19 protein-coding genes are annotated in these 18917 nt (G+C 71.5%); 4 read left to right on the top strand and 15 right to left on the bottom strand.

Going from position 1 to position 18917, the window contains the following annotated elements; translation table 11 throughout:
* Positions 1-50 precede the first annotated feature (50 nt).
* The 4 genes from DJ69_RS10280 to DJ69_RS10265 all read right to left on the bottom strand — a co-directional run bounded on the left by DJ69_RS10280 (position 51) and on the right by DJ69_RS10265 (position 4003).
* A complete protein-coding gene (locus tag DJ69_RS10280; RefSeq protein ID WP_099255516.1) occupies positions 51-608 on the bottom strand; it encodes a diadenylate cyclase in 558 nt (185 codons plus the stop codon).
* Positions 609-729: 121 nt separating this feature from the next.
* On the bottom strand, positions 730-1611 hold the full coding sequence (cruF, locus tag DJ69_RS10275) for a bisanhydrobacterioruberin hydratase (protein WP_099255515.1): 882 nt from the start codon (positions 1609-1611) through the stop codon (positions 730-732).
* Complete coding sequence (locus tag DJ69_RS10270; protein ID WP_099255514.1) at positions 1608-2507, bottom strand: prenyltransferase; 900 nt, start codon at positions 2505-2507, stop codon at positions 1608-1610. Before DJ69_RS10270 ends, cruF begins: the two co-directional genes overlap by 4 nt.
* Positions 2504-4003: a phytoene desaturase family protein gene (locus tag DJ69_RS10265; protein ID WP_099255513.1), complete on the bottom strand. Its 1500-nt coding sequence runs from the start codon at positions 4001-4003 to the stop codon at positions 2504-2506. Before DJ69_RS10265 ends, DJ69_RS10270 begins: the two co-directional genes overlap by 4 nt.
* A gap of 147 nt (positions 4004-4150) precedes the next feature.
* Here DJ69_RS10265 and DJ69_RS10260 point away from each other — a divergent pair, with 147 nt between their 5' ends.
* The gene (locus DJ69_RS10260; RefSeq protein ID WP_099255512.1) at positions 4151-4864 is read left to right on the top strand and encodes an SDR family oxidoreductase; all 714 of its coding nucleotides are present in this window, start codon (positions 4151-4153) and stop codon (positions 4862-4864) included.
* Positions 4865-4897: 33 nt separating this feature from the next.
* Here the strand turns inward: DJ69_RS10260 and thiM are convergent, their stop codons facing one another.
* Positions 4898-5746 (bottom strand): hydroxyethylthiazole kinase, encoded by an 849-nt coding sequence (thiM, locus tag DJ69_RS10255; protein WP_099255511.1) that lies wholly within the window; start codon positions 5744-5746, stop codon positions 4898-4900.
* Positions 5736-6371, bottom strand: coding sequence for a thiamine phosphate synthase (thiE, locus tag DJ69_RS10250; protein ID WP_099255510.1), 636 nt, complete (start codon positions 6369-6371; stop codon positions 5736-5738). The genes thiM and thiE overlap by 11 nt, the downstream gene beginning before the upstream one ends.
* A 108-nt stretch (positions 6372-6479) precedes the next feature.
* Here thiE and DJ69_RS10245 point away from each other — a divergent pair, with 108 nt between their 5' ends.
* A complete protein-coding gene (locus DJ69_RS10245; RefSeq protein WP_099255618.1) occupies positions 6480-7952 on the top strand; it encodes an MATE family efflux transporter in 1473 nt (490 codons plus the stop codon).
* A gap of 70 nt (positions 7953-8022) precedes the next feature.
* Here the strand turns inward: DJ69_RS10245 and DJ69_RS10240 are convergent, their stop codons facing one another.
* From DJ69_RS10240 to DJ69_RS10210, 7 genes are all read right to left on the bottom strand, one after another.
* Positions 8023-8883: a mechanosensitive ion channel family protein gene (locus tag DJ69_RS10240; RefSeq protein ID WP_099255509.1), complete on the bottom strand. Its 861-nt coding sequence runs from the start codon at positions 8881-8883 to the stop codon at positions 8023-8025.
* 108 nt (positions 8884-8991) lie between these two features.
* Complete coding sequence (cofG, locus tag DJ69_RS10235) at positions 8992-10164, bottom strand: 7,8-didemethyl-8-hydroxy-5-deazariboflavin synthase subunit CofG (RefSeq protein WP_099255508.1); 1173 nt, start codon at positions 10162-10164, stop codon at positions 8992-8994.
* Between the two features lie 89 nt (positions 10165-10253).
* Positions 10254-10913, bottom strand: coding sequence for a 2-phospho-L-lactate guanylyltransferase (gene cofC, locus DJ69_RS10230; protein WP_099255507.1), 660 nt, complete (start codon positions 10911-10913; stop codon positions 10254-10256).
* 13 nt (positions 10914-10926) lie between these two features.
* On the bottom strand, positions 10927-12105 hold the full coding sequence (locus tag DJ69_RS10225; protein WP_180271787.1) for a tubulin/FtsZ family protein: 1179 nt from the start codon (positions 12103-12105) through the stop codon (positions 10927-10929).
* A gap of 169 nt (positions 12106-12274) precedes the next feature.
* The gene (locus DJ69_RS10220) at positions 12275-13171 is read right to left on the bottom strand and encodes a complex I NDUFA9 subunit family protein (protein ID WP_099255505.1); all 897 of its coding nucleotides are present in this window, start codon (positions 13169-13171) and stop codon (positions 12275-12277) included.
* 90 nt (positions 13172-13261) lie between these two features.
* The gene (locus tag DJ69_RS10215; protein ID WP_099255504.1) at positions 13262-14131 is read right to left on the bottom strand and encodes a universal stress protein; all 870 of its coding nucleotides are present in this window, start codon (positions 14129-14131) and stop codon (positions 13262-13264) included.
* 78 nt (positions 14132-14209) lie between these two features.
* Positions 14210-15562, bottom strand: coding sequence for a hemolysin family protein (locus DJ69_RS10210; RefSeq protein WP_099255503.1), 1353 nt, complete (start codon positions 15560-15562; stop codon positions 14210-14212).
* Between the two features lie 143 nt (positions 15563-15705).
* On the opposite strand from DJ69_RS10210, the gene tmk reads away from it, so the two are divergent.
* Entirely contained in the window at positions 15706-16299 is a 594-nt protein-coding gene (gene tmk / locus DJ69_RS10205) for a dTMP kinase (protein ID WP_099255502.1), read from the top strand.
* A 45-nt stretch (positions 16300-16344) separates the two neighbouring features.
* Here tmk and DJ69_RS10200 read toward each other — a convergent pair whose 3' ends face one another.
* Together DJ69_RS10200 and DJ69_RS10195 are read right to left on the bottom strand one after the other, a co-directional pair.
* Complete coding sequence (locus DJ69_RS10200) at positions 16345-16668, bottom strand: hypothetical protein (protein WP_099255501.1); 324 nt, start codon at positions 16666-16668, stop codon at positions 16345-16347.
* Between the two features lie 71 nt (positions 16669-16739).
* Positions 16740-17303 carry a DUF5813 family protein gene (locus tag DJ69_RS10195; RefSeq protein WP_099255500.1) on the bottom strand — a complete coding sequence of 188 codons (564 nt, stop codon included), beginning with the start codon at positions 17301-17303 and terminating at the stop codon, positions 16740-16742.
* Positions 17304-17454: 151 nt separating this feature from the next.
* Here DJ69_RS10195 and DJ69_RS10190 point away from each other — a divergent pair, with 151 nt between their 5' ends.
* Positions 17455-18792: a carboxylate--amine ligase gene (locus DJ69_RS10190; protein WP_099255499.1), complete on the top strand. Its 1338-nt coding sequence runs from the start codon at positions 17455-17457 to the stop codon at positions 18790-18792.
* The last annotated feature ends 125 nt before the right edge of the window (positions 18793-18917 follow it).

Raw genomic sequence — 18917 nt, 5'->3', positions numbered from 1 at the left:
GGCCTACTTGACGACGCGGGGTGACGGCGAGCGCCGCGGCGGCTCGCCGATCACTCCGCGCGCCACTCCCCGCCCAGCTCGTCGCGCTCCATCGATTCCGCGTCGCCGTCGCGGAAGACGCTCACCCGCCCCGTCTCCTCGCTCAGCGTCACGGTCGCGACGACCTCCGGGCGGACCGAGGTCTCGATCGCGCTCATGTGGCGCGACCCCATCCACGGCTCGTAGCTCACGTCGTCGACCAGCTCCGTCTCGTCGCTTCTGGTGCCCAGATCGCGGAATCGGACCATCTGCGCCTCGATCTCGCCGTCGACCGCGACGACGATCCCGCCGTCCTGCTGGCGGCTCACCGACTCGGCCGCCTCGACGAACCGGTCCTCCGCGAGCGCGGACGGACAGCTCTCTCGAGGCCACCGGTTTTCGCCCATCGGGTCGGCGTAGTCGCCGTAGTCCCGGTCGGCGACGACCGCGAAGTAGAGCCCCGGCCCCTTCACGTGCGGCTCGTCCCACCCGTCGAACGAGATGCTGACGTGCTCGGCACAGTAGGTCAGCCGGTCGAGGATCTCCCGGACCCGCTCGTGGGTGCCGTACTCGATCGCGAGCCCGCTCATTCGGTCCCCTCCGGTCGGTGGTCTGCGGCGTGAACGCTCATACCTCCGTGAACGATCGGGGCGTATATAAGGTGTCCCGAGTCGGGCCGCGGCGGGCTCGTCCGGCGGTGGTGTCGTCGCGTCACCGCCACTGCGTGAACAGGGTCGCGTCGAACCGGTCGGCGCGGACGAGGCCGAGCCCGAACGCGACCGCGACGGCGGCGGGGAGCAGGTTCCCGTACCAGAGGTTGATCCCGCCCCAGAGGATCACGAAGCTCACCATGTCGTCGAGCATGAACTCGCAGTCGCGCAGTCGGTCGCCGAGCCCCTCGATCGCGAACGCGCGGTCGAGCGTGACCACCGCGACGGTCGCCGACAACACCCATCCGGCGTAGTTCGAGAGGGGGACGCCGAAGAAGGCGCCGCCGCCGAAGCTCCAGAAGCCGAGCGCGACCGCGCCGGGGTCGAGCACCACGTCCATCGCCACCACCGCGGCGATCACGGTCGCGAGCCGCAGCCACCCGTTCGACGCCCGCGAGCCGAGAAGCAGGAGGCAGAGCAGGTACGCGTTCACCACGAGCGGGATGAAGAAGACCGGGAGCGCCAGCGGCACCCCGCCGAGCATCGGCCCGAGGCTCACGATGTACTCGAACGAGCCGTACGGCCACCCGGTCGCGACGCCGAGCAGTTCGATCGCGTAGGTGTACGCGATGAGGACGCCGATCCACCCGACTGCGCGGCGGTCGATCGCGGGCAACACCCCGACGACGAGCGGCGAGCGCATCACCAGCACGCCGAACAGCACGAACCACGGGTTGAACGCGAGCGGCTCGGGCACCCACCCCTCCGCGCTGCCGACGAGCGCGATCGCCCCGACGAGGGGGAACAGCACGGCGATGGTGAACCGGTTCTCGCGGACGATCCGGTCGAGCAGGCGCTCGGCCTCGCCGCGGCTGTCGGGGAGCCGGGCGCGGAGCGCGGCGAGCCCTCCGGACGCCGAGGCGGAGCCGGTGTGGTCGCTCACGCGACCGCCTCCGTGACCGGGTAGACGCGCCAGAGTCCCCCCATCGCCAGCAGGGTGCCGACGGCGGTGTTCAGCGCCGGGAACCACCAGTACGCGCGGTCGACCGCGATCGACGACAGGGCGACCCACGCCGCGAAGGCCGGGTAGACGGCGAGCAGCGCGCCGAGTCTGGGATCGAGCGCGGCGAACGCGACGGCGGCGGCGACCCAGCAGGCGGCGCAGTAGACGTACGTCCGCCCCTCGCCGAGCAGCGTCGCCGTCGTCCGGATCCCCGCGGCGCGGTCGGGCCCGATGTCGGGGATCGCGGAGAAGGTGTGCATCCCCATCGCCCAGAGCCACGCGCCCGCGAGCGCCGCGGTCGGCGGATGTGTCCCGGTCACGGCGGCGTACGCCGCCGCGCCCGGCAGCACGTACAGCCCGTTCGACGCGGAGTCGAGGAACGGCGTCGTCTTGAACCGCAGCGGCGGCGCGCTGTAGCCGGCGCCGAGCAGCAGGAAGCCGGCGAGGTACGGCCACGCGACCCGCGGCGTGATGGCGAACGCGGCCAGCCCGAGCGCGCCGGCGGCGACCACCGCGACCGCGACGAGGCGGTCCCCCTGCCAGCGCGCCTCGCGCCCCTCCTTCTTCGGGTTCTCCTCGTCGATGTCGGCGTCGAAGGCGTCGTTGACGCCGTAGAGGAAGACGTTCGCCGGCACGAGGAAGTACGCCGCGAGGCCGACCGTGACGGGCGTGAACAGTTCACTCACGTCGGCGATCCCGTAGGTGACGCCGACGGCGACGGGACCGGCGAGGTACAGCCAGAACCGCGGGCGCGACAGCACCAGCAGGTACCGGAGGAGGTCTCCGATCGAGCGTCGGCCGGGGTCGGTCGCGGTGTCGCTCACGGCTCCGATCACGCGGTCTTCGACAGCTCCTCTGCGGTCAGCTGTCCGCTGATCAGACACATCGGGACGCCGATACCGGGGGTCGTCGTCGACCCCGTGAAGTAGAGCCCGTCGACGGCGTCCGACCGGTGCGACGGCCGGAGCAGCGAGGTCTGGCGCAGGGTGTGCGCCAGCCCGAGCGCGCTCCCCTGATAGCTGTTGTACCGGTCGGCGAAGTCGTCGACGCAGAACGTCTCCTCGAAGACGATCCGGTCACGCAGTTCGGTGCCGGTGTTCTCGGCGATGTCGTCCAACACGAGATCGCGGTACTCCTCGCGGAGTTCGGGGGTGTCTTCGAGGCCGGGCGCGATGGGAACCAAGGCGAACAGGTTGCTGTGTCCCTCGGGCGCGACCGTGTCGTCGGTCTCGGAGGGGACACAGAGGTAGTAGGCCGGGTCCTCCGGCCACGCGGGGTCGTCGAAGATCTGCTCGAAGTGGCGGTCCCACCCCGTCGGCAACACCAGGGTGTGGTGTTCGAGGTTCGGCACGTCGCCCTCGACGCCGAGGTACAGCAGGAACGCCGAGGGCGCGTACGTCCGGGACTCCCAGTACTCGTCGCTGTACTGGCGCTTGTGTTTCGGGAGCAGCTCCTGTTCGGTGTGGGCGTAGTCGGCGTCGGAGACGACCAGGTCAGAGAGGTAGCGCTCGCCGTTCGCGGTGTCGAGCGCGAACCCGCCGCGGCGCCCCTCGATGGCCGTCACCTCGGCGTCGGTGACGTACTCCACGCCGAGCTCGGCGCCGAGTTCGACGATCCCGTCGACGACGGCGCCGATCCCGCCTTCGGGGTAGTAGACGCCCATGTTGTAGTCGACGTGGCTCATCAGGTTGTACAGCGCGGGGGTGTTGGTCGGCGACCCGCCGAGGAAGACGAGCGTGTACTGCATCAGCTGCTGGAGCTTCGGGTGATCGAAGTACTGCTCGACGTGCCCCTGCATCTTGCCGAGAAGCGAGAGCCCCCACGAGTAACGGAGCACGTCTCTGTCGACGTAGTCGCGGAGCCGCGGGCGGTCCTCGTACACGAAGTGTTCCATCCCGATCTCGTAGGTGCGCTCGGACTCCGTCAGGTACTCGTCGAACGCCTCGCCCGCGCCGGGCTCGTACTCCTCGAAGAGGGCCTTGTTCGCCTCGCGGTCCGGGAGCACGTCGACCCTGTCGCCGTCTTTCCAGAACACCCGGTAGTGGGGGTCGAGCCGCTCCAGCTCGTAGAAGTCCGACGGTTCCCGGCCGAAGTGGTCGAAGAAGCGCTCGAACACGTCCGGCATGAGGTACCACGACGGTCCCATGTCGAACCGGAAGCCGTCGGCCTCCAGCCGGCTCGCGCGCCCGCCGAGCTGCTCGTTTTTCTCCAACAGAGTCACGTCCGCGCCGGCGTCCGCGAGGTAACACGCGGTCGAGAGGCCACCGAATCCGCCGCCGATCACCGCGACGGATTCGCCGGCCACGGCGTCGATGTCCGGGGCCACGTCCATGTCTGATCCTACGGCGGGAGCGGTATAAATACCGGCCAGACGGTCGGGGACACGAGCCGGGCGACGGCGGCGGGAATCGTGGCGACCACGAGAGAAACCGCCGGCAGTGGGTACGCATAAGTCGGCGACGGCCGTACCGATCCGCACATGGATCCCACGGTCGCGATCACCGGCGCAACGAGCGGGATCGGTAGGGCGGTCGCCGAGGCGTTCGTCGACGAGGGGGCGTTCGTCGCCGTCTCCGGACGCGACGGCGACGCGGTCGACCGCGCGGTCGCGGCGCTGAACGAGGGCGGGGGCGACGGCGACGACCCCGCCGGCGTCGCGTGGGGCGCCCGCGTCGACGTGCGCGACGAGTTCGACTTGGAGCGGTTCTTCGAGGGCGTCGCCCGGGAGGCCGGGCCGATCGACGTGGTGTTCGCGAACGCGGCCGTCTTCCACGGCGGTCCGGGCGAGCGCCCGATCGACGAGACGAGCTACACCGACTACGACGACACCATGCGGACCAACGCCCGCGGCGTCTTCGCGACGGTTTCGGAGGCCGTCCCGCACCTCGCCGAGGACGCGCGAGTCGTCGTCCCCTCCGGCGGCGTCGCACGGGAGTCCCGTCCGGGAATGGGCGCGTACGCCGTCTCGAAGGCGGCGGCCGAGGCGGTCGCGCGGGGGTTCGCGGCCGACCTCTCGGCCACCGTCGGCGTCGTCGATCCCGGGCTCGTCGCGACCGACCTGACGGGCAAGGAGCGCGCCCGAGATCCCGAGAGCGTCGCGCCGCTGTTCGTCTGGGCCGCCACCGAGGCGCCCGCCGAGGAGCTGAACGGCGAGCGGCTCGGCCTCCGCGAGTGGAAGGCGGCGACGCGGTAGGGCCCGCAACGCGCCCGACCGGTCCCGGCTGTCTCAGACCCGTTCGACCCGGGAGGCGACGTCGAGCGCGGGCCGCTCCGACGCCACCGCGGCGACCGCGTCCATGAACGCCGTCCGGTAGCTCGCCGGTCCCGCGGGATCGGCCTCCGCGGCGCGCTCCCCGGCGAGCCCGTACGCGGCGCACGCGGCGAGCGCGGCCTCGGTCGTCGACGCCGGCGCTCCCTCCCGCTCGCCGACGACCGCCGAGAGCGTTCCGAGCGTGCTCGCGAGCATACAGCCCGACCCGACGAACGACCCCATGCGCTCGTGGCCGACCGAGAGCGCGTACGCGCCCTCGCCGTCGGCGACGACGTCCGTCGGGCCGGAGGCGACGACGGCCGCCCCCGTCTCCGCCGCGAGCGCCCGCGCCGCGTCCGGAACGCCCGCGTCGCTCTCGCCCACGGACTCGACCCCGCGAACGGTCGCCTCCTCGCCGGCGAGCCCGCGGACCTCCCCGGCGTTCCCCTTGATCACGTCGAACGCCACCGCGTCCAGCAGCCGTCCGACCGACTCGACGCGGTGGGGCGTGGCGCCGTAGCCGACCGGATCGAGCACGACCGGGACGCCCGCCTCGTTGGCGCGCCGGCCCGCGTCGACCATGGCGTCGATATCGGTCGTCGACGCCGTCCCCGTGTTTATCACGACCGCGTCCGCGCCGGCGGCCATGTCGCCCGCCTCCGCCGGGGCGTCGGCCATCACCGGGAGCCCGCCCCAGTGGAGCGTGACGTTCGCGGTCTCGCTCGTCGTCACGTCGTTCGTCAGGTGGTGGACCAGCGGCGCGGCGGACTCGACCGCCGACAGGGCCGCCGCGACGAGCGCGTCGTCGACGGGCTCATCGCGCATCGTCGACCACCTCCCGGATCGCCGCGGCCGCGGCACGCGGATCGTCGGCGGCCGTGACCGCCGAGACCACCGCCACCCCGGCCGCGCCCGCCTCAGCGACCGGAGCCGCGTTGGTGGCGTCGATACCCCCGATCCCGACCACGGGGAGGTCGACGGCGTCGGCGATCGCGCCGACGCGCTCGGGGCCGACGCCGTTCGTCTCCGCCGGCACGTCCTTCGTGTCGGTCGCGTACACCGCGCCCACCCCGAGATAGTCCGCGCCGGCGTCTGCGGCCGCCCGCGCCTCCGGAACCGTCGACGCCGACACGCCCACGATCGCCTCGTCGCCGAGGCGTTCGCGGGCGACGCCGACCGGCAGGTCCGACTGCCCGAGGTGGACGCCGTCGGCGCCGAGCGCGGCGGCCAGATCGACGCGGTCGTTGACGATGAGGGGGACGCCGGCGTCGGCGGTGAGATCGCGGAGCCGGCGACCGAGCTCGTACCGCTCCCGCGCCGGTCGGCCCTTCTCGCGGAGCTGGACGGCGTCGACGCCGCCCGCAAGCGCGGCCTCGGCGATCGCCGCGGTCTCGCGGCCCGCCGACCGACTCTCCTGTGTCACGAGATACGTTCGCCATTCGGTATTCATTAGTTGTATCTGTTGGTGGTCGCAGTGAAAAACTACCGCTTTCGCGTCGGCGCCGCCGGAGCGCCGGCGTGGAACAGACCCAAGCCGTCGGGGGGCGTACCGAAGCCGATGCGATCACGACTCAGGGCCGCGGCCGTCCGACTCCGAGGCGCGCTCTCTCGGCTCGGTTCGGCGACCGCGAGCGCGCTCGACCGAGCCGGCGTCATCGACCGAGCGCGGCTCGGCGAGACCCTCGATCTGGCGTGGCCGCGGATCGTCACCGGGTTCGCGATCATGTCGAAGAACACCGTGGACCTGGCGGTCGTCGGGATCGCGCTCGGAGCGCCGTCGGTCGCCGGGCTGGCGTTCGCGTTCGCCTACTGGCAGCTCGCGAAGTTCGTCTCGATCGGCCTCGCCGGCGGGACGGTGTCGCTCGTGTCGCAGAACTACGGGGGCGGCGAGAGCGACCGCGCCGCGCTCGTCGTCAAGGCGTCGCTGCTCGTGGCGCTGGCGCTCGTCGCACCGATCGCGGTCGGCTACGTCGCGTTCGCCGAGCCCCTGATCGCGCTCGTCGGCGGCGAGGGAACCGCCCTTCGTGCCGGAGCGACCTACCTCGTCGTCACCGCGCCGGCGCTCGCCTTCGAGTTCTTCAACATGATCGCGAGCCGCACCTACGCCGGCGTCGGGGACACCTTCACCCCGATGGTGGTCCGGGCCGGCGGCGCGCTCCTGAACGTCGTCCTCACGGTCTGGCTCGTCCTCGGCGTCGGCCTCGGCGTGCTCGGCGCGGGGCTCGGAACCGCCAGCTCCATCGCCGCCGTCGGCATCGCGCTCTCGTGGGGGATGACCGGGCGGTCGTACTTCGGGCGCGGCGCCTCGCCGGTCCCGATCGGGCGCGACGGCCCGTGGATCGACGCCGACCTCGTCCGGCAGCTCCTCCGCGTCTCCGCGCCCCTGATCGGGCGTCGGGTCGCCGAGGGAATCGCCGTCTTCCCCCTCCTGTGGATCGCCTCCTCGTTCGGCTCCGCGACCGTCGCCGCCCTCGAAGTGGGCCGGCGCGTCCGGGCGCTGTTGGGGAGCTTCAGCTGGGGGTTCTCCATCGCCGCGAGCACGCTCGTCGGGCAGCGGCTCGGCGCCGGCGAGGAGGCGCTCGCGACCGAGTACGGCCGCGACGTGATCCGCCTGTCGGCGCTCGTCTACGTCCTCGCCTCGGCCGCCGTGCTCCTCGCCGCCGCTCCGATCGCGGGCGTCTTCGTCGACGACCCGGACGCCGTGGCGGCCACCGCGGCGTTCGTCGTCGTCGCCGCGGTTTCGGCGGTCCCGTTCGGCGTCGACGGCTCGGTGACCGGGTCGCTGCGCGGCGCCGGCGACACCCGGTGGCCGTTCCTCGCCTCGATGGTCGGGCTCTACGTCGTCGCGCTCCCCGCCGCGCTGCTCGGGCTCGTCACGCCGCTCGGCGTCGGCGGGCTGTACGCGGCGGTGATCGCCGAGAAGCTGGTGCCGGCGGGGCTGAACCTCGCGCGGTTCCGATCGGATCGGTGGCAGGCGGTCAGTCGGCAGTACCGCCCTGATCCGGTGGACGACGACGCGTCAGCGAAGTAGCGGAGGCTGGCCGTCTCCGTGTCGGCGGTGGCGTCACCCGACAGTCGCGAGAAAAGCGCGGTCGCGGCGGCTACTCGCCGTCTGCGACCGATTCGACGACCTCGACGCTCCCGGTGAGCTGCCGGTGGACGTACGGCATGTCGATGCCGGCGTCGTCGAACGCCTCCTTCACGTCCGTGACGTACTCGGAGCGCACGCGGACGAAGTCCCCGCGGTCGGGCTCGTCGATCCACCAGCGCGACTGCAGCCCGACGGCGGAGTCACCCAGCTCGACCACCCGCACCGAGGGCGCCGGGTCGGCGAGGATCCCCTCGTGCGCCTCGGCCTTCTCGACGATGATGTCGGTGGCCTCGGCGATGTCGTCCTCGTAGCCGATCCCGAACACGAACTTCTGGCGCAGCGTCTCGTAGGCGACCGGGTTCGTGACGGCGTTGTTCGCGAGGTCGCCGTTCGGCACCGTGACCCGCTCGTTGTCGAAGGTCCGAACCCGCGAGACGCGCAGATCGATGTCCTCGACGCGCCCCGCGTTCCCGTCCCACTCGATCCAGTCGCCGACCTCGAACGGCTTGTCCTTCAGGATGAACACTCCGGCGACGAAGTTCCCGAGGAGGTCCTGTGCCGCGAACCCGACCGCGAGCGCGATGGCGCCGCCGAAGACGGCGAACGCCGAGAGGAACGCGCCGTAGCCCGCGATCGTGAACCCGATCGCCACTGCGGCGACCCAGACGACCGCGTTCGCCACGCTCGACGTGAGGCTTCGGACGGCCTCCTCCAACCCTCGGGACGCGAGCGCTCGGTCCACGCCGGGGACGAAGATCGCTTTCCCGATCACGAGGGTCGCGACGAACCCGACGACGAACAGCAACGCGGTGAACAGGAACCCCGTGGCCGCCGCCGCCAGCCCCGTCAGTCCGAACTGTAGTGGTAGCATCAACCCCCCTTTCGGAGAGGTATTTAAAGAAGCTACTGGCAGCGCAGTTGTTTATCCGGGGTCAGTCGCTGCTCCGACGCCGCGGTCGATCGCCGTGAGACACCGGGGTCAGTCGCCGCGTGCCGGTCGGGGGTCGAGCGGGCCGTCCCCGTGTGCGACGCCCCGGAGCCGCCGCCCGTGCGGGTCGTTCGCGTGTATTCGGTCGCGGACCGTCGGGGGAATCCACGCGTCGCGGTCGGGCGGTGAGGCCGCCGGCTCCGAGTCCGCGGGTCTGAGGCCGTCGGGGAGGTATCGCGCGTAGGTCGGGAGCCGCTCTCGCAGCGGCATCCCGCCCGCGTCGGCGACCGCGCGGAGGCCGTCGAGGTCGGGCCACGCGTAGTCGGGGTTGACGTAGTCGTCGGTGACCGGGGAGACGCCGCCGAGGTCGTCGATTCCGCAGTCGACGAGGTCGGCCGCGGGCGAGAGGTTCGGGGGGACCTGCACCGACACTTCCGACGGGAGCGCGGCCCGCGCCATCGCGACGACCCGGCGCATCGTTTCCAGGTCGGGCTTCGCGAAGTCCGACCGCTCGTTCGGGACGACGTTCTGGACGATCACCTCCTGGACGTGGCCGTGTCGCTCGTGAAGCTCGCGGATCGCCAGCAGGCTCTCCGCGCGGTCGCGCCAGCCCTCGCCGATGCCGACGAGGATGCCCGTGGTGAACGGGACGCCCTGCCGGCCCGCCGCGCGGATCGTGTTGAGCCGCTGGCCGGGGGTCTTCCGGCGGCCCCCGCTGTGGGCGTCGACGTCGGCGGTGGTCTCCAGCATGACGCCCATCGAGGCGTTCACCTCGCGGAGCTCCGCGAACGCCGCCTCCGTGAGATCGCCGGGGTTCGAGTGGGGGAGGAGCCCTTCCTCCAGGGCGATCTCGCAGGCGCGGTAGAGGTACTCCAGGACCGAGTCGTACCCCCACTCGTCGAGCTGGTCGTGGACCGCGGTGTATCGGTCGTCGGGCTCGTCGCCGAAGGTGAACAGCGCCTCCGTGCAGCCGGCGTCGGCCCCGACGCGACAGCGCCGCCGGACCTCCTCGGGCGACAGCAGCGACGCCTCGCCGGGCACGTCGTAGTAGGTGCAGTAGGTGCAGGTGTACCGGCAGGCGGTCGTCAGCGGGACGAAAACGTTCCGGGCGAACGTGAGCCGGTCGGCGGACTCGACGTCGTCGGGCCCGACCGAGAGCAGCCGCTCGACGCGTCCGGCGTCGGGCTCGATCTCGATCCCGTACTCCGCGGCGGCCGCGAACACGTCCCTCCCTCCGCGGTCCGGAGTCAAAAAGGATCGCGGTCGCGGATCCGAGCGCGTCGCCGGGACCGATCTGTCGCTCGACGCCGACCTCACTCCCGCTCGACGCCGACCCGCCCGTCCGTCGTGTCGAGCGCGAAGCCGGCCTCCCGGAGCCACCGCGCCGCTCTCGGCCCCTCGCCGTCGGCGTCCGCGTCGGCGTGGATCAGCAGCTCCGCGAGGTCGGCCGGCTCGTCCGCGTCGGTCGCGAGCCGGTGGGAGTCGACGACGCGCACGCTCGCACCGACCTCGTCGGCGATCCGGCGGTGGTCGAGATAGGACGCTCCGTGGTAATCGACCCGGAACGCCGGGTAGCCGACGACGAGGGCGTTCGTGCCGCCGCCGCGCCCGGGGGCGATCGCCACGTCGGCCTCGCGCCCGGTCGCGAACAGCCGTCGCAGGGCGTCCGGCGTGGCGAGCGCGAGGTCGGCCATGACGACCGCCACGCGCCCGTTCGCTTCGCTCTCGAGTCGCGCATCTAGCGCCGCGTTGACGGCGTCGGTCAGGGGGCGCTCGTCGACCGTCACCGGACAGGGGAGGTCGGCGTCGACCGGGCCGGTCGCCAACACCCGCGGTTCGCCGCCGGCCGCCGCGACGGCGTCGAGCACGTCTCGGAGCGTCGCGAGCGCGAAGGCGGCGCGCTCGTCGGGCGTGAGGACGGCCGAGAGTCGCGACTTGGGGTGGTCGGTCGAAAACGGGACGAGGACCTCCATCGGGAGGGGCGTCTCAGAACAGCGATTCGAGCTCGTCGCTGTCGTCGCTGACGAGGTCGTCGAGGTTCTCGTCGCTCTCCTCGCGGATCTCGTCTAAGTTGTCCTGCGCCTCGATGGCGACCTGCTGCAGCTCCTTGATCCGCGGGACGTTCGTGACGCCCGCGAGCAGGATGACGGTCGCGACGAAGCCGGCGCCGCGGTACGGGTAGTCCCCGCCCCGGACCTCCATCGAGCCGGTCTGCTCTTCGAGCCACTTCCGCCCGCGCTCGATACCCTTCCGGTTGAGGTACTCCGGCGGCCCCGCCAGCACGAGGAGGGCGCGCTCCGCGCCCTCGATCTCACAGGGGAGCGTGAGCCGGCCCAGCGCGGCCTTCCGGACGAGGCTGGTGATCCGGTTCGTGGTGTGTGCGCTGTCGAGCTCGTCCTCGCCGCTGTCGTCGCGGAGCCGCGAGAGCAGCCCGCCCGAGGAGCGCTCCTCGACCTCCTCCTCGGCGTAGCCGACCGTGGAGACGCCGCCGCCCGAGAGCGTGTTGATGATCTCGGAGGAGTCGACGACGCTCTCCGCGACCTCTTGGCCCTGCTGGATCTCGCCGGCGCCGAAGAGGATGCCGAACCGCCGGACGATCTCCTCGTTGATCTCCTCGTAGCCGCCCTGCACGGACTCGCCCGTCTTCCGCCAGGCGTCGTTGTCGAACACCATCAGGTTGTCCACCTCGCGGACGAACGTCTGGAACGAGCGGGCCGCGTTCAGGGTGTAGATACCGCCCTCGTCGCTGCCCGGCAGGATGCCGAGCCCGTAGACGGGTTCGGTGTAGATCCGTTTGAGGTGTTTCGCGAGCACCGGCGCGCCGCCGGAGCCGGTCCCGCCGCCGAGCCCGGCGACGACGAGGAACGCGTCGACCTCGTGGACCGGGATCGAGTCGATGGCCCCCTGCACCTCGTCGATGTCCTCCTCGGCGATCTCAGCGCCGAGCTCGTTGTCGGCGCCGACGCCGTGGCCCTTCACCCGCGACTGGCCGATGAGTACGCGCTGGTCCTCGGCGATGTGCTCGAGGCCCATGAGGTCGGCTTTGGCCGTGTTGACGGCCGCGGCCGCCCGGACGATCTCCGAGCCCGTCCGCTTGTCGTACTCCAGGAATTTGTCGACAACTTTCCCCCCCGCCTGTCCGAATCCGATCATTGCAAGTTTCATCGTGTGCTCCCTCCGCGTTTGGAATGAACAGAACGCGATCGCGTATTTAAGCCTTCGGTTGCCGTTATTACCCGTGATATTCGACTCGTTGACACGAGCTGGTCGCCGGCGCCCGGCGTCGCGCCAGCGCGGCGGCGCAGTCCTCCGGATCTCCGCCGATCTGTCGCCACTACTCCACCCCGAGGTGGGTTCCGAGCGTGGTCAGGTCCTCTGAGTCGACGCCGAACGCCGCCGCGTCGTTGTTGGCGGTCGTGTTATCGAACTTCAGCGATCGATACTGGTCGGCGCCCATCGGGAATCCGGGGACAGCGCCGAGGACGCTGAGCCCGATCCGGGCGAGCGGCATCGGCAGGGGAACGATCGTGACTCCCTTCCGCTCGGCCTCGTATACGAGGTCGGTCACCTCGCGCAGGGTGAGGACCTCCGGGCCGCCCACCTCGTACGTCTCGCCGACGTGCTCGTCCTCCTCCAGCGCCGCCACCAACATCGGGACGAGGTCCTCGACGTGAATCGGCTGGAAGCGGGTCTTCCCACCGCCGGGAAGCGGGTAGAGCGGAACGCCCGGCGCGAACATCCCCTTCAGCCGTTTGGTGAACGAGACGAACTCGCCGCCCTCGCCGAAGACGACCGAGGGCCGGAAGATCGTCCAGTCGAGGCCGCTCTCGCGGACGATCGCTTCCGCTTCGCCCTTCGCGCGGATGTACGCGGTGTCGCCGGTGGGGTCGGCTCCGAGCGCGCTCAGCTGGAGGAATCGATCGGCGCCCCCCTCCTCGGCCGCGCGCACGAGGTTCTCGGTGCCGCCGCGGTGGATCCGGTCGTGCATGACGTTCCCGCCCTTCGGCTCGAACAGCGGCGAGAGCGCGACGAGGTTCACCACGGCGTCCTGTCCGTCGACCGCCCCGGCGATCGAGTCGTAATCGGTGACGTCGCCCGTCGCGGACGCGACCCCTTCGGGGGTGTCGCTCGACGATCGCGAGAGGGCCGTCACCTCGTGGCCCCCGTCTGCGAGCGCGCGGCAGAGGTACGACCCGATAAATCCGGTTCCGCCGGCTACCAACACTTTCATGCACACTCCATCGGACGGAACGCCCGTAAACCTACCGCGATGACAGACGCGGTGAGGGCGGGGGTCCTCGGGACGGAAGCGGGACCCGGATCAGTCCTCGTCGTCCGAGTCGGGCACCGTCAACACCGGCACCCGGGACGTGCGGACCGTCCGCTCGGCGACGCTCCCGAGCAGGTACCGCTTGACGCCGGTCCGCCCCTGCGTCCCCATCGCCACGAGATCGATGTCGTGCTCCTCGATGTACGCCTCGATGCCTCGCGCCGCGGAGGAGCCGACCTCGACCGCTTCCACGGCTTCGACGCCCGCCTCCTCGGCGGTCGCCGCCGCCGCCGAGACCGTCTCCTCGGCCCCCTCGACCAACCCCTCCACGCCCGAATACCCCTCCTGGCCGACGGCTCCGACGCCGACGACGTTGAGGATGTGGACCGTCGCCCCCATGTGGTCGGCGAGGGTCAGCGCCCGATCGAGGGCGTCGCCGGCGGGATCGCTCCCGTCGGTCGGGACGAGGACGTTCTGGTAGGGGTATTGCGCCGGCTCTCCGTCGGGGCGGATGCTGAGCACCGGGACGGTCGACTCCCGGACGACGCGCTCGGTGGTGCTCCCGAGGAGCAGGCGGTCGAACCCCGTCCTCCCCCGGGTCGGCATCACGACGAGATCCACTCCGTACTCCCCGGCGTACGCGGCGATCGTCTCGGCGACGCCGCCCTGCAGCACCTCGGTCACCGCCTCGACGCCCCTGTCGGCGGCGCGGTCCGCGGCCGCCTCGACGATCTCCTCGCCCTCGCGTTCGAGCACGTCAACCACATCGCCGCCGATCTGCGTGACGCTGTCGTGGGTCGTGTCGGCGACGTTGAGGACGTGGACCGTCGCGTCGTGGTCGGCCGCGAGATCGAGGACGTGGTCGAACGCGGCGGTCGCCCCGTCGCTGCCGTCGGTCGGGAACAGGATGCGGTCGAACATATGCCCACGGTCGCGGCCTGCGGGTAAAAAGGGCCGCGGCGGTTCGCGCGCGGGAGTAACGGATAGCGAGGGCGACGATCAGGCGTCGAGCGACTCGCCGGCGCCGCGCTCGTCATCGTCTCCGCCGTGCTCCTCGATCCGGACCGTCGAGATGCGGGCGCCGTCGACGGCCGTGACCTCGAAGGCGTAGTCGCCGGCGGTGACGGTGTCGCCGGTCTCCGGCGTGCGGCCGAGCCGGTCGAGCACGAGCCCGCCGAGCGTCTCGAACCCGTCGCCGTCGAAGTCGGTGCCGAGCGCGTCGTTCACGACGGACAGCGACACCGAGCCGTCGGCCTCGTGGGAGCCAGCCCCGGTCTTCCGGATCGCGTGCTCGGTGCCCGCCGCGTCGAAGCCGTCGCGGAGCTCGCCGACGAGCGTCTCGACCGCGTCCTCCACGGTGGCGAGCCCCTCGAAGGCGCCCCACTCGTCGACGACCGCGGCCATCTGTCGGTGTTCGTCGCGGAACTGCACGAGGAGATCGCTCAGCGACGTGGTCTCGGGGACGATCACGAGGTCGCGCGCGAGGTCGGCGGCCGTCACCGACTCGTCGCCCGCCTCGCCGGCACGGAGAACGTCTTTCACATCGACGAAGCCGACCACACGGTCCGCGTCGTCGGCCGCCACGACCGGGTAGCGCGTGTGGCCCGCGTCAAGCACGGTCGCGCGGATCGCGGGGAGGTCGGCGTCCGCCGAGATGCTCGTCACGTCGGGGCGGGGCACCATCGCCTCCCGGACGACGGTGTCGTCGAGCTCGAAGACGGCGTTCACCATCTCCACCTCGGCGTCGGCGACGTGCCCCGCCTCGCCGGAGCGCGCGAGCACGCGGCGTATCTCGCGTTCCTCCATCGTCTCGTCCGTCTCCGAGGCCGGCGGGACGCCCAGCATGCGCGTGAAGGCGTTCGCCGCCCCGTTGAACACGACGATGCCGGGCGAGAACAGGTAGTAGGAGACCTTCATCGGGGGGGCCAGCAGCATCGCGACGCGCTCCGCCTGCGCGATCGCGATCGTCTTCGGCGCCAGCTCGCCGAAGACGACGTGGAGGAACGTGATGACGCTGAACCCGATCGCGAACGCGACGAGATGGACGAGGTTCGCGGGCAGCAGCGGCCCGAGCACCGGCTCGATCAGCGCGGCGACCGCGGGCTCGCCGATCCACCCGAGCCCGAGCGAGGCGATCGTGATCCCGAGCTGGGTCGCGGCGAGGTAGTCGTCGAGGCTCCCCATCACGTCCTGCAGCGCCCCGGACCCGGGACGCCCCTCCTCGACCAACTGTTCGACCGACGTCGAGCGGACCCGGACGAACGCGAACTCGGAGGCGACGAAGAAGCCGTTCAGGACGACCAACACCAGCGCCGCGACCACCCGCGTGACGGAGATCGCGACAGCTACCATCCGTGCCTCCGCGGTGCGGGAGCGTGACGTGCGTGGCGTACGTGACGGGCGGCGGTCATGACCAGCGGTTCCACCCGGAGCAACTAAAAAGGGGGTCCGTCGGAACCCGCGTCGTTTATTCCTCGCCGCGTCGGAGCGCGACTATGCTGATCACGCTGGAGGGACTCGACGGAAGCGGGAAAACCACCGCCTGGGAGGCGCTCCACGACGTTTATCCCGGCGCGACGTTCACCCGCGAGCCCACCGACAGCTGGTACGGCGAGGCGGTCGATCGGTCGATCGCGGCCGACGACGCCGACCCGCTCGCGGAGCTGTTCCTGTTGACGGCCGACCACGCTGACCACCTCTCCCGCACGATCAAGCCCGCCCTCGCCGACGGCGACCTCGTGATCTCCGACCGGTACTCGGACTCTCGGTTCGCCTATCAGGCGGCGACGCTCGAAGCCAGCGGCGTCGACATCGACCGTCCGCTGGAGTATATAAAGGGTATCCACACCGCCTTCTCGAGGCCGCCGGACGCGACGATCTACCTCGATCTCGACGCCCGCGAAGCCGCCGAGCGCGCCGGCCGGACCAACAAGTTCGAGCAGGACGGCTACCTCGCTTCGGTCCGGGAGAACTACGAGCGGCTGATCGACGCCGAGCCGCAGCGATTCGTCCGCGTCGACGCCTCGCAGTCCCCCGAGGTGGTCATCGAGCGGATCGAGGAGCTGGTCGCGGAGCTGGTGCGGGCGTAGGTGGCGCCGCCACCGTCTGTGACGCGGCTGAGACGGCGGTCCCCCTCAGTTCGTGTCCGGCAGTTCGACCTCGTCCGGTGACGGGACGTAGAGGTAGTCGATCGCCGCTCCGAGCACGAGGGGGAGCCCGACGAGCAGCGCGATGACCAGGGTTGGACTGCCGAGGTTGATCCCGATGCCGACGTTGAGGACGCCGGTGAACACCAGCATCGAGATCAGAAGCAGCATCGGGGTCAACACGAGGGTGTACACGACCGACCCCCACGAGGTGTTCAGCCGGAGCCGGAAGAAGCGGGTCGCCACCCCGGCGATCAGCGTGTGGAAGACCACGAGGGCGAGGAGGCTGACGAACCCGAACAGCGCGAGCATACCTGCCGTACGGGCTCCCGGCATTTGCCCCTATCGACCGGGGCTGGCCCGAGACCTGTCCCCCCGCCGGGCTAGAACCCGCCGCTGTTCCCCTGCTGGCGCGCCGCGGAGAGAAGCCCGTCGAGCGGCCCCGTGTACTCGTAGCCGGGGATGACGCCCTGCACGTAGGTCCCCTCGACGAAGTCGATCAGCGCCCCGGCGTCGTCGACGCCGCGCCGCTCGTTAATCTCCGTCAGCTCGAAGTCGACCGCGATCTCGTCGTCGCCGACGGCCACGGTCGGGTCGAACTCGTGGTCCCCGCGGACGACCCCGCCCACGTCGACGACGCGGAGCTCGAACGTCTCGATCCACCCCTCCTCGACCACGTCGGCGACCTCGTCGGCCGCGGTCGCCGAGAGCGTCGGCACCCGGACGGTCACCGCGAACCGGACCCGGCCGTCCCCGGCCGGCTCGGCGCGCACCTCGGCGTCGAAGGGCGTCGTCTCCGCGGTCCAGACGTCGTCGCCCGCGGGCTCGAAGGAGCCGTGGTCCCCGAACGCGCGGCGGACGCGGTCCGGGAGCCCCCCGTCGCCGTCGGCCGCACTCTCCCCCGCGGGGTCGGTCTCGGTCTCGGCTTCGCTCTCGCGCTCGCTCATACCCGATCGGAGGCGACACGCGAGTAAAAGCGCGTTGTGTCGGGGGTGGCGGTGGCGCGGTCCCCCGCCCGTCCGCCTCGCCGCCGTCACCGGTGGTGGCACGCCGAGCCGATACTGGTGCGCCTTTGTATCCGGACCGACGAGGAGCGGTATGGCAGCGCAGTTTCGCTCGACTGAGGCGCTGATCGACGCGCTCGCGGACGCCTCGTTCGACCGGCCGCCGGCCCTCGTCAGCAACGCACACGTGACCGGACTCGGGGTCGCTCGCGCGCTCGACGCGCACGACGTGCCCGTGATCGCGCTCGACCGGCCGAGCGGCGATGCGACCGACGGCGGGAGCGGCGGCGGCGCGGCGAGCGACGACGGCGCCCGCCGCCACGACGGGCTCGCACCCCCGTCCGACGCGGTCGACTTCGCGGGCGCGGTGACGTACCCCCTCGACGACCTCGACGGGTTCCGCGAGGACGTGGAGGCGATCGTCGACGCGATCGGCCGCGAGGCGGTCGCGTTCGGCTGCATGGACGAGTGGGCGCTGGCGTACGCGCGGGCCGACCCCGAGGGCGTCCGCCTCCCCTTCGCGGGGATCGACACGCTCGACGACGTGTTGAACAAGTCGGAGCTGTACGCGACCTGCGAGGCGCTCGGCGTCCCGTACCCCGAGACGTACCGGCTCGCGGAGACCGCGGACGCGGCGACTGGCGACCCGGACCCCGACGCCACACTCGACGAGGCGGCCGCGGCGCTCGGGTTCCCGCTCGTCGTGAAACCCGAACTCAAGCGCGACTTCGAGGAGGCGTTCGGCACCAACGTGCTGGAGGTCGCCGACCGCGAGGAGTTCGCGGACGCGGTCGCGGCCGCCCGCGAGGCGGGGGTCGCCGTGATGGCGCAGAAGCGCGTCGACATCGCGACCGGGAGGGACCACTCGCTCGCGTCGTACGTCCCGCCCTCCGGCATCGAGGACGCGCTCGGGGTCGTCGGCAACGCCGCGGTGCGGTTCCCGCAGCAGTTCGGCACTTCCTGTCTGGTCGAGACCGCCGACGAGCCGGAGATCGAAGCCCGCGCGCTGGCGGTGCTCGACGACGCCGGCTACCACGGGATCAGCGAGGCGGAGTTCGTGTACGACGACGATCGCGGTGAGTTCCTCCTCCTCGACGTCAACACCCGCCCGTGGAAGTGGATCGGGATGCCCGTCGCCGCGGGGGCGAACCTGCCGATGGCGGCGTACGCCGGCGTCACCGACGCCGAGTACGAGTCGCCGGGGATCGAACCGACGCGGTGGGTGTACCTCCGCGACTACCTCGCGCTGCTCGCCGGCGACGACGCGTTCTGGGACCAGCTGTCGCGCGCCGACTGGCGGCGGCTCGTCGCCGGCGAGTTCGAGCGCGAGGGAGACCTGACGACCGGCGTCTACCGCCCCTCCGACCCCGCCCCGGCCGCGAAGCTGTTCGAGACGGAGTTCGTCGACCGCGACTACTACTGCGCCTGCTGAGGGCGATCTCGTCGCTGTCGGAACGGGCGGAAGTCGACGGGGAGGGGAGCGTTCGACCTGCTTCGAACTCCTGCGTGTCCGATTTCCGCTGCTCGCGAGTCGCTCGCAGCAGGAATGCGGGGGAA

The organism is Halorubrum persicum (assembly GCF_002727125.1).
Lineage (GTDB): Archaea > Halobacteriota > Halobacteria > Halobacteriales > Haloferacaceae > Halorubrum > Halorubrum persicum.
The sequence above is the reverse complement of the archived record's forward strand: the minus strand, read 5'-3'. Positions and strand labels throughout refer to the sequence as shown.